At 39.8% G+C, this 14240-nt stretch carries 12 protein-coding genes; 5 read left to right on the forward strand and 7 right to left on the reverse strand.

Features of this window, described 5'->3' with window-relative positions:
• Positions 1 to 278: 278 nt before the first annotated feature.
• Together ACM5QX_RS05030 and ACM5QX_RS05035 are read left to right on the forward strand one after the other, a co-directional pair.
• Entirely contained in the window at positions 279 to 905 is a 627-nt protein-coding gene (locus ACM5QX_RS05030) for a Crp/Fnr family transcriptional regulator (RefSeq protein ID WP_011320090.1), read from the forward strand.
• A gap of 130 nt (positions 906 to 1035) precedes the next feature.
• Positions 1036 to 2655, forward strand: coding sequence for an iron uptake porin (locus ACM5QX_RS05035; protein ID WP_414752648.1), 1620 nt, complete (start codon positions 1036 to 1038; stop codon positions 2653 to 2655).
• A gap of 55 nt (positions 2656 to 2710) precedes the next feature.
• Here ACM5QX_RS05035 and ACM5QX_RS05040 read toward each other — a convergent pair whose 3' ends face one another.
• Entirely contained in the window at positions 2711 to 2971 is a 261-nt protein-coding gene (locus ACM5QX_RS05040; RefSeq protein WP_011320088.1) for a hypothetical protein, read from the reverse strand.
• Positions 2972 to 3210: 239 nt separating this feature from the next.
• Between ACM5QX_RS05040 and ACM5QX_RS05045 the strand changes: the two genes are divergently transcribed.
• From ACM5QX_RS05045 to pcrA, 3 genes are all read left to right on the forward strand, one after another.
• Positions 3211 to 3813: a DUF3318 domain-containing protein gene (locus ACM5QX_RS05045; protein WP_414752649.1), complete on the forward strand. Its 603-nt coding sequence runs from the start codon at positions 3211 to 3213 to the stop codon at positions 3811 to 3813.
• A gap of 427 nt (positions 3814 to 4240) precedes the next feature.
• Positions 4241 to 5968: an ATP-binding protein gene (locus ACM5QX_RS05050; protein WP_414752650.1), complete on the forward strand. Its 1728-nt coding sequence runs from the start codon at positions 4241 to 4243 to the stop codon at positions 5966 to 5968.
• Positions 5969 to 6138: 170 nt separating this feature from the next.
• Positions 6139 to 8460: a DNA helicase PcrA gene (gene pcrA, locus ACM5QX_RS05055; RefSeq protein WP_414752651.1), complete on the forward strand. Its 2322-nt coding sequence runs from the start codon at positions 6139 to 6141 to the stop codon at positions 8458 to 8460.
• Between the two features lie 61 nt (positions 8461 to 8521).
• On the opposite strand, the gene ACM5QX_RS05060 is transcribed toward pcrA, so the two are convergent.
• The 6 genes from ACM5QX_RS05060 to rfbC all read right to left on the reverse strand — a co-directional run bounded on the left by ACM5QX_RS05060 (position 8522) and on the right by rfbC (position 14218).
• Entirely contained in the window at positions 8522 to 9589 is a 1068-nt protein-coding gene (locus ACM5QX_RS05060; RefSeq protein ID WP_414752652.1) for a glycosyltransferase family 4 protein, read from the reverse strand.
• 37 nt (positions 9590 to 9626) lie between these two features.
• Positions 9627 to 10514: a glycosyltransferase family 2 protein gene (locus tag ACM5QX_RS05065; RefSeq protein WP_414752653.1), complete on the reverse strand. Its 888-nt coding sequence runs from the start codon at positions 10512 to 10514 to the stop codon at positions 9627 to 9629.
• A 2-nt stretch (positions 10515 to 10516) separates the two neighbouring features.
• Entirely contained in the window at positions 10517 to 11545 is a 1029-nt protein-coding gene (locus ACM5QX_RS05070; RefSeq protein WP_414752654.1) for a glycosyltransferase family 2 protein, read from the reverse strand.
• 171 nt (positions 11546 to 11716) lie between these two features.
• Entirely contained in the window at positions 11717 to 12793 is a 1077-nt protein-coding gene (locus tag ACM5QX_RS05075; protein ID WP_414752655.1) for a glucose-1-phosphate thymidylyltransferase, read from the reverse strand.
• A complete protein-coding gene (gene rfbD, locus ACM5QX_RS05080; protein WP_414752656.1) occupies positions 12790 to 13680 on the reverse strand; it encodes a dTDP-4-dehydrorhamnose reductase in 891 nt (296 codons plus the stop codon). Before rfbD ends, ACM5QX_RS05075 begins: the two co-directional genes overlap by 4 nt.
• Positions 13673 to 14218: a dTDP-4-dehydrorhamnose 3,5-epimerase gene (rfbC, locus tag ACM5QX_RS05085; protein WP_414752657.1), complete on the reverse strand. Its 546-nt coding sequence runs from the start codon at positions 14216 to 14218 to the stop codon at positions 13673 to 13675. Before rfbC ends, rfbD begins: the two co-directional genes overlap by 8 nt.
• Between the last annotated feature and the right edge of the window lie 22 nt (positions 14219 to 14240).

The following is a 14240-nucleotide window of genomic DNA, read 5'->3' on the forward strand; positions in this document are numbered from 1 at the left end:
AAGAATAATTTGAGTTAGAAATTATCTAGCTTCACTACATATTTACCACTACCGTTTATTTTTTAGGAAAAAAATACAAAATATACTCATATTTTATGATAGCCATCGCCAGATAATAAAAAATTTCAATCTTAACTTTAAAAATTTGCTTCTATATTTTAATAGACTAAACCTATTAAATTTTTATAAATCGCAACACTTATTAGATATCTATACAATTGCCAAGACCCCAAATTATTTGAAGATTCATTATTTCTCCTTTAGAAAATGCTCATATAATGTCTTCTACAATTTTTCCTCAAACTTCTGCTGTTATCTTGAATGACTCTACGATAAATGAGCATTTAACACAAAGACTATTTACGCGTAAAGAAGTCATCCCACCTGGTAAAGACATACTCTGGCGCATTGAGAGTGGGGCTGTTCGGACTCTCACCTGGAGTGAAGATGGCTCATTTATTACTTTGGGTTATTGGGGAGTAGGAGATGTGATTGGTTATCCTTTATCCAAGGTAAACCCATATCAAATTGAATGCTTGACAAGTGTAGAGGCTATTATTATACCCCAGCATCTTTGGCATCAATACACTAATAATCTGCTGACGCATATTCAACGGTCAGAGGAGCTTTTAAGCATCGTTCATCGCAAACCTCTTTCCCTACGTTTATGGCAATTTCTTATTTGGCTCAGTCAAAAGTTTGGGCGTAACTTAGAAAACGGCCAACTCATTGAGATATATATTACCCATCAGGAAATTGCCGAGGTCTTGAATACAACAAGAGTGACTGTAACAAGGTTACTACAGCAGTTTGAAAATGAAGGCGTGCTAGTACGTTATAAACGTCGCATTATTCTATGTTCACCAAATAAAACAATTATGAATATGAACTTAAAAAATAGGTAACTATCTTGTCTTTAGTACTGCTAAAGATGTATAGTCATTATATAAATCATGTGTATATACCCTTAAGTAAAAAAGGGTTAAATATATCACCGTGAGTATGAACTAATTGGTGTGAGTGAAGTTATAAACCATGACAAAACTGTTCTGGAACGCTTTAAAATTTAGTCCAGTTGTTTTTGCTGCGACATTTTTCGCTAGTAACAGCGCCTTAGCTGGTGAGCCAGTAACCAGTGTTTCCCAATTAACACAAGCTTCTAAGGCTCAAAATATTGGTCAGGTAACATCTGTATCACAATTCTCAGATGTGCAACCTACCGATTGGGCATTCCAAGCATTACAATCTCTGGTTGAGCGTTATGGTTGTATTGCAGGTTATCCCAACGGCACATACCGTGGTAATCGTGCTTTGACCCGTTATGAGTTTGCTGCTGGTTTGAATGCTTGTTTAGACAGAGTTAACGAACTGATTGCTACAGCAACAGCTGATTTAGTTAGCAAGCAAGATTTAGCTACTTTACAGCGTTTACAAGAGGAATTTTCTGCTGAATTAGCAACTTTACGCGGTCGTGTCGATGCTTTAGAAGCTCGTACTGCGGAGTTAGAAGCTAATCAATTCTCTACTACTACCAAGCTTTCTGGAGAAGCAATCTTCAGTGTGTCCCAAGCTTTTGGTGACACAAGAGCGCTACCTTCAGGTTCTCAAGCTGCTCGAAGCGATTTAGATTCTAACCTGGCTTTTGCTAACCGGGTACGTTTAACCTTAAACAGCAGTTTCACCGGCACAGACCAGTTGCAAACTCGGTTAAATGCTGGAAACATTATTGCTAATAATGCCAATAACATAGGTAATGCTTCCACCGGCACTAACATGACTCGCTTGGGTTATGACGGCGGTACTGATAACAGTGTTACCATCGATAAACTCAACTATGCGTTCAATCTGAGCGATTCTATCCGGGTCAAGATTGATGCAACTGGCGCTGAGTTGAACGAAAACGCCAATGTGTTTAATCCTGACTTTAGAAGCAGTGGTTCTGGCGCTCTCTCCCGCTACGGACGTTTTAGCCCTATTTATCGTCAAGCCAACGACGGTGCTGGTATCACAGTAAATGTTAATCCCAACGGGCCTTTAACTTTTACAGCAGCTTACGTGGCAACAGGCAGAAATAATGCTGCTAACCCTGCTGATGGAAATGGTTTATTTGATGGCAACAATGCCATTTTTGGTCAGGTTTCTTTCAAACCAAACCAAGCTCTTAACCTTGGTTTCGCCTACGCTCGTACTTATCAACAAACTCCAAACCTCTTCGGTAGCACAGGAAGTTCTTTTGCGAATAATCCCTTTGCTGGTGCTAGAACCGAAGCTAACCACTACGGTTTCCAAGCTACATTCCAACCCAGTTCTACTCTAACCGTTGGTGGTTGGGTGGGCTACACCACTGCTGAGGCTGTAACTGGTGCTAACAGAGATGCAGATGCGTTTTACTGGGCTGCTAGCCTTGGTATCAAAGACTTTGGTAGAGAAGGCAATACCTTGGGTTTGATATTTGGTCAGCCACCTAAAATTACTGGCGGTAACAATATTGCATCAGAAAGTGGTACTTCTTATCATTTAGAAGGTCTTTACAAGCTGAAACTAACTGACAATATTCTCGTGACCCCCGGTTTATTGGTGATTTTCAACCCAGAAAACAACAACAACAACGATACTATTTATGTAGGTACACTCCGTACTACATTCACTTTCTAAGTTAAGTATTTAACTACTTAATGTGAACCAAAGCCCTCTATCAAGAGGGCTTTTTTTATTGCAAATCAGAATCTTGTGGTTTAGACAAATTGGATGGAGGCCGATCGCTACTCCAAGCCCACCAAACACAACCACATTGACAATTGTAGAACTCCTGCCATTTACGTCGATGGTCTGTTGTCAGCACAGGCGATCGCCGATTAATCCAAACTTGTGAAGCTTCTAAACTACTGGCGCGGCAGGTTGGACAGCAAAACTCGTAAGCATGAACTGCCTTTTGTGTCCATTCGGGGGGGGTGGGAGCAAACGCATCCATGTGATAATTGGTAGTTCGTAATTCGTAATTTAGAACTTTTACGGTGTTTTTTCATACACTCTATTTCATCATAATAGAGTTAAGCTTTGTGTTGGCATTAGCAATAGATTTTTGCTTGGGGAAGTAAGCTATGGACTGATCTCCGTGGCTCTGTGGTGAACAAATAACTTTTGAAACAGCTACAGGGGTACAGAAAAGTTTGTATCTTAATTACAAATCATGGATTACGAATTATTTATATGGAGCCAAAAGTTGAAATACGTCGTTTATTTGAGGTAATGCCGGCTTCTGGTAGGATGACGATTAAAATTGTCAGCAAACCAGAACAAAATCAGGTAATTGACCCGATTTTTCCTTTGCCCTGGAATCAAGAGAGGCTAATATATATAAACTTTGGTTTATGGGAGCGCTTGACAAAACCACAACGAGATTTGCTCATATTACAAAAGGTCGCTTGGTTAACAGGGGTGAGGTGGTTTACACCAAATATTTATCAGGGTGTGGTGTTAGCAGGGCTTTTGGGTGGATTGGTGGAATCTGCACAATCTGATGTGGTGGGGGTGGCGATCGCTGGGGGATTGAGTGCGATCGCTTTGTTGCGGATCTGGCGTAGCAACAAATCTCAAGAGTCTGAGTTAAATGCTGACTCAGCAGCGATCAAAGTTGCTCAACGCCGTGGTTATTCCGAAGCCGAAGCAGCACAAAATTTACTATCAGCAATTGAGTCAGTAGCTAAGATAGAAGGGCGTTCTAGCTTAGATTTTATCGCTTTGATTCGTTGCCAAAATTTACGAGCGATCGCCGGTCTTTCACCAGTGGGTATACCAGAAAAATTTCTATAATTTACTACAAGATTTAGTTTCTTGTTGGTTATGAAGCTGGTTTGTCATCTAAAATAGAAACCGATTGCTAAAGATTATCTCTTCCAACATTCCCGATGAAAAAGGGATTATTAGGTTAGAAGCTATTAACTAGTGTTTTTATCCAGAACCGAAGAAGGAACCGGCTAGACTAACAAGATTCTGACAAATAATCAGGGAAACTACTAAAAAATCGACAAAATAACAAGTATTTTGTACTAACAAGTCACCATGTAAACATTCATATCAAAACTACTCAAACACCGTGAAGTCATGCGAATTATCTAAAAGGTGAATTACTTATATTTTTTATCAGCCAAGATAATACAGGTGGTTATCAACATTTGTAATAGTTATACAAATGAGGGTGGTTTAGTGGTTTTGGCGGGAGGGTAAGGAGATTTGAGGGATGCAAACTCAACAGCCGATCCCTGTTGACAGCAGTTCAGACAGCAAAGAAGTGTCATTAGAAGAGCCATCAACATCGACAGACGAACTCCCAACTATAGAATTTCCTTCACGAGGGAAACTCAAAGCAAGTTCCTGGCGTATCCATCAGAAAATTGGGTATGGATACTTTGTGGCAATTGGAATTGGCTTTTTCGGCTCACTCACTGGATTGGTAATTGCCAACTACTACCGAGGCAAAGAAATCAGGGAATTTAATCAAGCTCAAGAACAAAGACAATTATTAACCGATTATAAGAATGCTGTTATTGGAGCGCAACTACATAGCTCTAATATTGTGGCATTTTTGGAAGATCCCCAGCGCTTGCCCATGAAAAAAGCCGATTTCTTGAGGGATGTCAAAAAAGCCGAAGCTGGTGAACAAAAAATTGCCAAGTTTATAGAGGGTAGACCTAAAGACTTAGCTGCAACTAGTGTCAACTTAAAAGCTCTATTACAAGACTATGCGTTTTATTTAGATGCTTATGTGCAGCAAATAGATGCTGTCGTAGCAGAGATTCAGCAGCCTGTACCACCAAAACAGGCGGTTCAAGTCAGAGCGAAGTTATTGGAGATTATGCGTGGCGAAACAGCCATGCAGCTAGAGCAACTCTCACGGAAGTTATCCAATATCTTACAAACTGCTGAATCAAAAGAGCGTCAGAGACAAAGAGATGTCGAAGAAGCCAAAAGCGTTGAGAGATTAATTGTGATGGTGAGTATGCTGGTGTCAGTGGCGATCGCTGCCATCGTAGCATGGCGGACTAGTCGAGCGATCGCGGAACCAGTCATTACTGTTACCCAAGTAGCAGAACAAGTAGCCCGTAAACCGAATTTTGATTTACGCGCTCCTGTCACGACAGAAGATGAAATCGGCTTACTGGCTAAATCCCTCAATCGTCTAATTGAGCGTGTATCTGAGCGTACCAAAGAACTAGAACAGGCCAAAGAACTAGCTGAAGCAGCCAGCAAAGCAAAAAGTATATTTCTTGCCAATGTTAGTCATGAGTTGCGTACACCTTTAAACGCTGTAATTGGCTTAAGCCAACTCCTGAAAGACGATGCGGCTGACCTGAGTTTGTCGGGAGAATTCACCAGTGATCTAGAAACCATCAATTCTGCGGGTAGACATCTACTGGAACTAATTAACGATATTTTGGATTTGTCGAAAATTGAAGCGGGTAAAATGACCCTTTATCCAGAGATATTTGATGTTGTCACACTCATAAATAATGTTGTTTTAACCGTCAAACCGACTATAGAAAAAAATAACAACATTTTAGAAATATATTGTGATGAACACCTGGGTACAATGTATGCTGATCAAACCAGAATGCGGCAAGTATTATTAAATCTACTCAGTAATGCTGCTAAATTCACCACCAACGGCAGTATCAAACTTACAGTTAGGCGAGAAAAAGAAGATTTTTTAGCAGAAATGCCCTTTGGTGCGATATCCTTCACAGTGAGTGATACAGGTATTGGGATGTCCCCTAGTCAGCAGCTACAGTTATTTCAACCCTTTACTCAAGGTGACACCTCAACCACGAAAAAATATGGCGGTACTGGACTAGGTTTAGCAATTAGCCGCCACTTTTGCCAGATGATGGGAGGGGAAATTATCGTCAAAAGTCAACCAGGTCTGGGTTCGACTTTTACCGTCTACCTGCCACTCCAGGAGCAAAGTTGAAGGTAGAGTAATAGATGGGGAGGTCAGGAAACTGACTACTGATACCAATTCTCTATGAAGTTGCGCCAAATAAGTGATGTAGAAACGTTGCATGCAACGTCTCTACAGTACCGAATAAAGTGCATCTTCATCAATAAACGGTATGACTACTGACTACTGACTAATAACTAATGACTACCGACTTTCTCAGTCATCTCAATCCCAGCCAACGTCAAGCCGTGGAACACTATTGCGGCCCCTTGTTAGTTGTTGCTGGTGCTGGTTCCGGTAAAACACGAGCGCTAACTTATCGGATTGCTAATTTAATACTAAAGCACCGTGTTGCTCCCGAAAATATTTTGGCGGTGACTTTCACCAACAAAGCCGCCAGGGAGATGAAAGAACGGATTCAACGGCTGTTTGCAGAACAATTAGCCTTGACAGAACACGGAAAGCGTTTAGATTTATTACCAGAACACGAACAAACTAAATTGCGATCGCGCGTTTATAAAACTACTATTAAAGAACTGTGGTGTGGTACTTTCCACAGTTTATTTTCTCGTATTCTCCGCTTTGATATCGAAAAATATCAAGATGAAAAAGGGCGACAATGGAATCGTAATTTTTCCATTTTTGATGAATCTGATGTACAAGGTCTCATCAAAGAAATCGTCACTAAACAATTAAATCTAGATGATAAGAAGTTTGAGCCGCGTTCTGTTCGCTACGCCATTAGTAATGCAAAAAATCAAGGACTTTCACCACAAGAATTTGAAAAAGACCAGCCAAATTATCGTGGGAGAGTAATTGCTGATGTCTATAATCGTTATCAAGATAAACTAGCAGAAAATAATGCTCTTGATTTTGATGATTTAATCTTAATTCCCACGAGATTATTTCAACAAAATGAACAGGTGCTAGGTTACTGGCATCGCAAATTTTGCCACATTCTTGTAGACGAATATCAAGATACTAACCGTACACAATACGATTTAATTCGCCTGTTGACAACCAATGGCGAAGAGAAAAAAAGTTCATGGGAATGGCAAAATCGCTCGGTTTTTGTTGTTGGTGATGCAGACCAATCAATTTACAGCTTTAGAATGGCAGATTTCACCATTTTGCTGGAGTTTCAGAATCAGTTTGGTGATGGTTTGCCAGATGAAGATACCCGCACAATGGTGAAGTTAGAAGAAAACTATCGTTCTTGTGAAAACATTCTCCAAGTTGCTAACGAACTGATAGAAAATAATACTCAAAGAATCGATAAAGTCCTGAAGCCGACGCGGGGAGCAGGCGAGGAAATTTATTGTCACAAAGCAGATAATGAATTAGAAGAAGCTGATTTTGTAATTCGTCAAATCCGCACATTAGAGCATCAAAACCCAGAATTGAATTGGGGCAGTTTTGCCATTTTGTATCGGACAAACGCCCAATCTCGTCCCTTTGAAGAATTGTTAGTCAGGAATCAGATTCCTTACACAGTTGTGGGTGGAATGAAGTTCTATGACCGCAAAGAAATTAAAGATGTTATAGCTTATTTAAGAGCGATCGCTAACCCCTCAGATACAGTCAGTTTATTACGAGTGATTAACACCCCTCGGCGCGGTATCGGTAAGGCGACTATTGATAACTTAATCAATGCTTCCCAGCAATTAGGTACAACTCTCTGGGAAATCTTAAGTGATGAAACATCAGTCAATACGTTGGCTGGGCGATCGGCCAAAGGGGTAAATAACTTTGCCCAAATGATTAACCGTTGGCAAGAGCAAATAACCACAGCCCCAGTGACGGAAATAGTTATGGGGATTTTAGAAGATTCTGGTTACGTGCAAGATTTACAAAGCCAAGGAACAGACGAAGCTGAAGACCGCATCCAAAACGTACAGGAACTTTACAACGCCGTCTTACAATTCCAAGAAGAGAATGAAGATGTTTCTTTAACAGCTTTCCTGCAAAGTACAGCCCTTAGTTCCGATTTAGATAACCTCAAAGAAGGTCAAACAGCCGTTTCCCTGATGACTCTGCACGCTTCTAAAGGTTTAGAATTTCCTGTAGTCTTCTTGGTAGGTTTGGAACAGGGATTATTCCCCGGCTACCGTTCACTAAGTGACCCCGCAGCCTTAGAAGAAGAACGCCGCCTCTGTTATGTAGGGATTACTCGCGCCCAAGAACGATTGTATTTATCCTTCGCCCGTGAACGCCGCTTATATGGCTCACGGGAACCCGCCATGCGATCGCAATTTCTCGACGAACTACCAGCCGAATTAATCACCACCCAATACCAAGTCCGACAAACTTATACTAGACCCCCATCAACAACTACCAATGGTAAACAAACAGCTAATCAAGATTGGCAAGTAGGGGACAGAGTTTTACACAAAAGTTTTGGGATTGGGGAAATCACCCACGTTTTTGGTGCTGGTAGCAAGCTTTCTGTCGCAGTTAAATTTACAAGCTTGGGTCAGAAAATTATTGACCCCAGAGTCGCCCAATTACAAAAGGTGGATTAGTCATTAGTTAGTTGTCAGTTGTCAGTTGTGATTAGTTCTTCTCCCTGCTTCCTCTTCTAATTCAAAGATAACGAGATAAAACTTCACTCGTTGCTTTACCTGTTATTTCCCAACTAAATTGATCGGCTCTAGTGATTCCTTTGGTAGACAGATGGGATTGCAATTTAACATCATTAGCTATAGTCTGCATGGCATCTGTGATTTCTGCTGTGTTGTAGGGGTCGATGAGAATGGCTGCATCTCCAGCCACTTCCGGTAAGGAAGAGAGGTTAGAGGTAATGACAGGAGTACCGCAGGCCAAGGCTTCTAAGACTGGGAAACCAAAGCCTTCCCAAAGACTGGGGAAAACAAGTGCGATCGCTTGATTAATAATGATAGGTAATTCACCATAAGAAACATAATCAAGGAACTTCACACGATGAGTTATCCCTAGTTCCTCAACTTGTGCTTGCAACGTCGGGGTATAACGTGCATCATTTGGGCCTGCTAACCACAGTTCATAATCCTTGTTCGGTAACGCAGCAAAAGCGGCAATAATTCGATTTAAATTTTTATAAATATTATGTCGCCCATAATACAAGAAATAATTTTTTCTCGGCAAGTCCAAAAAACGAAAATTTTGCCGATCAATAGCTAAGGGAATTACAGTTACTTTCTTTTCTGAAACGCCTAGAAAATGCTGGATATCATGAGCCGTAATCAAGGAATTACAAATAATATGCTCTGACTGTTTAATCACCGCAGGTAGATAATTACGGCAATAAAAAAGTTGTGCCGCAGAAAATTCCTGGGGAAATCTTAAAGGGATTAAATCATGAATAGTAACAATACTGCGACAATTAGAAAATAAAGGAACTTCAGGGATAGGTGAAAATAATAATCGAGACTTTAATCGTTTGTAAAAACTAGGTAGTTGCAACTGCACCCACATCAACCGTTGAAAATGTCCTTTAATGCCACCCTCAGTTGTAATATTCGTGGGAGATGGATAAACTTTTATATTGTCAATTGCAATCGGACTGACAACATTAATACCTAAAGATTTAATATGAGGTAATAAATTGAGACTATAAGTTAACCATCCCGTTGGCTTTAAGGGGGCAAAAGATAAGTTTACCAATACAGTCATAACTAGCTGAATTAAGTATCAAAATAGCTTAGTATATTTAAGCTATTACGAATAACAATTTTATTATTTCTAAACTGTAAGGATTTCTTGTTGCCAAAAACTCAGGCAAGAATTTAGCCAATAGATATATTCTTAAAATAATTCTCTCCCATAAAGGACAATGTTTTTTATAGTAATAAATTTGGCTACGTCTATATTCCACCGCCGTAGCGTTGGCATTTTTTTTCATAGAGTAGCCTCTTATGTGTATTAAAGACACTTGAGGCGTATATAAAATTTTATATCCTTGATTTTGCACTCGTTTACATAAGTCTGCGTCTTCAAAATAGATAAAAAACTTTTCGTCAAAACCACCCAAACTATGAAATAAATCTGCACGAATAAATAAGGCTGCTCCGACAACAATATCCACCTCTTTAATCGTGTTAAATTCCTGCTCTAAACTATTTAACTTAGATTTATCCTCGGCGTATTTATGGAGTTTTCTAGATTTATATTCACCTTTAAGACTAATTGTGTATGCAAAAGAAACCTGAAATGTCTCATCTGGAAAAAGTAATTTAGTACCAATAATACCCACCTCTGGATTTTCTCTCATCAAATCAATCAGGTGTGGTAAAATATTGGTAGTTAGGATAGTATCAGTATTTAATAATAGTAAAAATTCACCTTCAGCGATTTTTGCACCAGCATTATTTCCTGCTCCAAAACCATAGTTTTTCGGCAATTTAACTATTTTGACATCAGGAAAATCTTTGGCAACCAACTCATAACTATTGTCTTGAGAAGCATTATCAACTAGAATAATCTCACAGTTATCTTTAGGAATAAATTTATCTAGGGAGTTCAAGCAATCTGGTAGAACATCAGCGCCATTATAGTTAACTAAAAGAATTGATACTAAAAGATTTGACGCTTCGGACATACTTATTGACTGTTTTTATAATAACTTCTAAAGGTTTTTAAACAATGATAAAGTATGATTCTATAACTTCTTTGGATATCGAAAATTAGTTTTAATATCCCAATTCTTAAGGCCGCACCTTCTGAATTATAGCCTACGAGCAAACTTTTATACAATAATTTAAGAATATTCCAACCAAAATCCAATTTTCTATCATCAAAAGGATTGGTGTAACCTATCTCATTAAGTTCCCGTTTAAATCGACGATAAAATGCTTTACTAAAGTCTCGGTGAACTAAATAACTATTGCCATTGATTTTAAATTTCTTGCGGCATAAAATCAAGAATTCACAATGTATTTTGCCTGAGTCTTTGAGAACACCGACATTATTAGCATTATGAATTCTATACCAAACTAAAGGTTGATGGATATGTACAATTTTGCCTCTATGTGATGCAACTAATGCTATCCACCAATCGTGATACCAGCTAATTTTATTTTGTGGTGGAAATGGCAGTACATCCGTGAGCAGAGAAGTACAAAATAATACAGAACATCCTGTCACCACGTTGCGAAGTAACAATAAATCGTGGGATAATTTGTGCGGCTTACGTCCTTCAAAATCCCAAGCGGATGGGTGAATAGTCTGGTCGTAACTATTAATTAACTCTAAATCAGAATGTATTAAGACTGCTTTTTGTGAACGTAGTTTTTTTAATAAAATTTTCAACTTGTCTTCATGCCAAATATCATCTTGATCAGCAAGAGATATAGCAGTAATAGATTTATCCTGGGCGCAATATTTTAGACCGCGTTCAAAGTTATAATAGTGGTTGAGATTATGACTGTGAAAATGGCAAATAAAACGTGGATCGTTATCAATAATCTTCTTGATACCCACCTGATATTCTGAGTGAGAACAGTCATCTACAATGTGACAAACCCAGTTTTGCCAACTTTGTTGCTTAATAGACTGTATTTGTTTCTCAAAATATTCTAGATTGGGATTATATGTGGCTAAAACAATACCGATTTTTTCTATAAACTGCATTATCTTAAGTAAGACAACCTAGATAATTGAGGGTTGGTATCATCTGCTACATCAACAAAATCGGGTTTACAGTCGCGTAGGAGAATATCGCAGGCTGAAACCTACTACAAGCCGATGTAAAAACCTTGTCTTGCTTAACATAGCTTTATCTTTGCCCTAAGTTTTTAGGGGTTATGTCAGTTCTATTTGACAATCATCACCAATCAAAAAGCGTAATGCTTTTGGGCGACGGGGAGCAATCGTTAGTTGCGCGCGTTGTCCAATTACACTATCAATGATTCGCTGATCGATTCCGGATATTTTAGCACCTTCTAAAATTACGCTGTGTTCTAAATCTGAGTCGATGAGTGTTGTATTGTTAGCGATGCTGCTATAAGGGCCAAGAAAGCAATTTTCTAAATAACAATTATCGCCAATAACCACGGGGCCACGGATTGTACAATTGATGATTTGGGAATTGACTCCAATTTGAACTCGTCCAATGATTTGACTTTTAGCATCCACTTCCCCTAAGTTAGACGTTGTTAAACAGGTATCTAGAATTAAGCGGTTAGCTTCTAATAAATCATCTTTTTTACCAGTGTCTAACCACCAACCATATAAATTACAAGCTAATACTTGTCTTTTATCATCTATTAAGCGTTGAATAGCATCAGTAATTTCCAGTTCTCCTCGGTTTGAAGGCTGGATACGAGCAATAGAATCATGAATAATCGGGGAAAAGAAATAAACCCCTACTAGAGCTAGATTGGATGGAGGAACTTTGGGTTTTTCGATTAATTGTAGTACTCGCCCGGTATCATCCACCTTAGCTACACCAAAGGCGCTAGGGTTGACAACCTCACGCAAGAGAATTAGAGCATCAGGCTGTTCTTGAATAAACTGTTGTAAAAAGTTGCTTAAGTCCCCTTGTTGAATTAGGTTATCCCCCAGATACATGACAAAAGGTGAATCTTTTAAGAAGGGACGAGCAACAGTAACGGCATGAGCTAGACCGGCTGGCTGTTCTTGTAAAATATAGGTGATGTTCGCCCCAAAAAGTTTTCCATCTCCAGTTTTACTTTGTACTTCTGCCCCTGTTTCTGGGCTGATAATTATACCAATATCAGTAATACCAGCCGCAACCATTTCTTCAATCCCATACCATAGAATAGGTTTGTTCGCAACTGGGACAAGTTGCTTTGCTCCAGTATAGGTGAGTGGACGTAGACGTGTACCTCTACCGCCAGAGAGAATTAGTGCTTTCATAATGAAGAATATTTGGAGAGCCAGTCTTGAAGCATCAACCGCAGTCTTTGTTGCCAATGGGGGGGAGCAGTTCCCAAAACTTGTGACATTTTCTCACAAGCTAGGACAGAATAGGCAGGGCGGGGGGCTAAAGTCGGATATTCGGCAGTGGTGATAGGAATAATTTGTTGGACTGTGAGCGGAAAGCCTAGTTTTTGGGATTCGGCAAAAATAGCCACGGCAAAGTCATACCAGCTAATTACACCAGTGTTTGTGTAGTGGTAAGTCCCAGAAATTTCCGGTATTTGGGGTATCACCTGGGCTATGGTGTCAGCGATATCTTGCGCCCAAGTAGGGGAGCCAATTTGATCTTTAACTACCCGAATTTCTTGGCGTTCTGCACCCAGTCGCAACATGGTTTTGACAAAGTTACTTTTACCAAAACTGCCATAAACCCAAGCTGTACGGAGAATGAGGTGCTGGGGGTGGGTTTGTTGAATGGCTATTTCTCCGGCTAGTTTGGTTTTACCGTAAACACTTAAGGGATTAGTGGGGTCTGTTTCTTGGTAAGGGTGACTTTGCTGTCCATCAAAAACGTAATCTGTGGAGATGTGAATTAAGAATGAGCCGAGTTTTTGGCTTTCTTCGGCGATAATTTGGGGTGCTGTAGCGTTGATAGCTGTGGCTATTTCGGGTTCAGTTTCGGCTTTGTCTACAGCAGTGTAAGCGGCAGCGTTAATGATTATCTGCGGTTGGACTTCTTTGATAATTTGACGCAGACTATCAGATTGAGTCAGGTCTATCCTGGGTCGTGCGGCTGAGATAACTTTGTATTTAGGTGCAAGGATTTGGTGGATTTCTTGACCTACTTGACCGTTACCACCCAATAGTAGGATTGATTCATTCATATACTTCCGCGCTTTTCAATGGCTGGCCCTGGCTATCTTTAGCTGATAAAATTGGTGGTTCTTTGAGAGGCCAATTTATCGCTAAATCAGGATCATTCCATAGAATAGTGCGATCGCCACCAGGTGCATAGTAATCTGTAGTTTTGTAAATAACTTCGGCAACTTCAGACAGTACGAGAAAGCCATGAGCGAAGCCTGGAGGTATCCACAATTGGCGTTTGTTCTCGGCGCTGAGTTCGTAACCTACCCATTGTCCGAAGGTGGGAGAGCTTTTTCTAATATCTACAGCAACATCAAAAATAGTCCCCACGACAGCGCGGACTAGTTTACCTTGGGGTTGAATAATTTGATAGTGCAGACCACGCAGGACGTTATGTTGAGAAAATGAGTGGTTATCTTGAACGAAGTTTACGGTAATTCCCAGTTTTTCTGTAAACTTCTGATGATTATAAGATTCAAAGAAAAAGCCGCGTGAGTCAGTGAAGACTTGCGGTTCGAGGAGAACAACATCAGGAATTTTTGTATGTATGAAGTCCATTATCTAGCTACAAGTGTTTTAA

The organism is Anabaena sp. CCY 9910 (genome assembly GCF_963920875.1).
Lineage (GTDB): Bacteria > Cyanobacteriota > Cyanobacteriia > Cyanobacteriales > Nostocaceae > Trichormus > Trichormus variabilis.

What these genes read in the sequence shown, in the direction of transcription:
- ACM5QX_RS05045 (WP_414752649.1), top strand. Translation starts at nt 3,211, where the DNA reads ATGGAGCCAAAAGTTGAAATACGTCGTTTATTTGAGGTAATGCCGGCT.
- pcrA (WP_414752651.1), top strand. Translation starts at nt 6,139, where the DNA reads ATGACTACCGACTTTCTCAGTCATCTCAATCCCAGCCAACGTCAAGCC.
- ACM5QX_RS05075 (WP_414752655.1), bottom strand. Translation starts at nt 12,793, where the DNA reads ATGAAAGCACTAATTCTCTCTGGCGGTAGAGGTACACGTCTACGTCCA.
- ACM5QX_RS05040 (WP_011320088.1), bottom strand. Translation starts at nt 2,971, where the DNA reads ATGGATGCGTTTGCTCCCACCCCCCCCGAATGGACACAAAAGGCAGTT.
- rfbC (WP_414752657.1), bottom strand. Translation starts at nt 14,218, where the DNA reads ATGGACTTCATACATACAAAAATTCCTGATGTTGTTCTCCTCGAACCG.
- ACM5QX_RS05030 (WP_011320090.1), top strand. Translation starts at nt 279, where the DNA reads ATGTCTTCTACAATTTTTCCTCAAACTTCTGCTGTTATCTTGAATGAC.
- ACM5QX_RS05060 (WP_414752652.1), bottom strand. Translation starts at nt 9,589, where the DNA reads ATGACTGTATTGGTAAACTTATCTTTTGCCCCCTTAAAGCCAACGGGA.
- ACM5QX_RS05065 (WP_414752653.1), bottom strand. Translation starts at nt 10,514, where the DNA reads ATGTCCGAAGCGTCAAATCTTTTAGTATCAATTCTTTTAGTTAACTAT.
- ACM5QX_RS05035 (WP_414752648.1), top strand. Translation starts at nt 1,036, where the DNA reads ATGACAAAACTGTTCTGGAACGCTTTAAAATTTAGTCCAGTTGTTTTT.
- rfbD (WP_414752656.1), bottom strand. Translation starts at nt 13,680, where the DNA reads ATGAATGAATCAATCCTACTATTGGGTGGTAACGGTCAAGTAGGTCAA.
- ACM5QX_RS05070 (WP_414752654.1), bottom strand. Translation starts at nt 11,545, where the DNA reads ATGCAGTTTATAGAAAAAATCGGTATTGTTTTAGCCACATATAATCCC.
- ACM5QX_RS05050 (WP_414752650.1), top strand. Translation starts at nt 4,241, where the DNA reads ATGCAAACTCAACAGCCGATCCCTGTTGACAGCAGTTCAGACAGCAAA.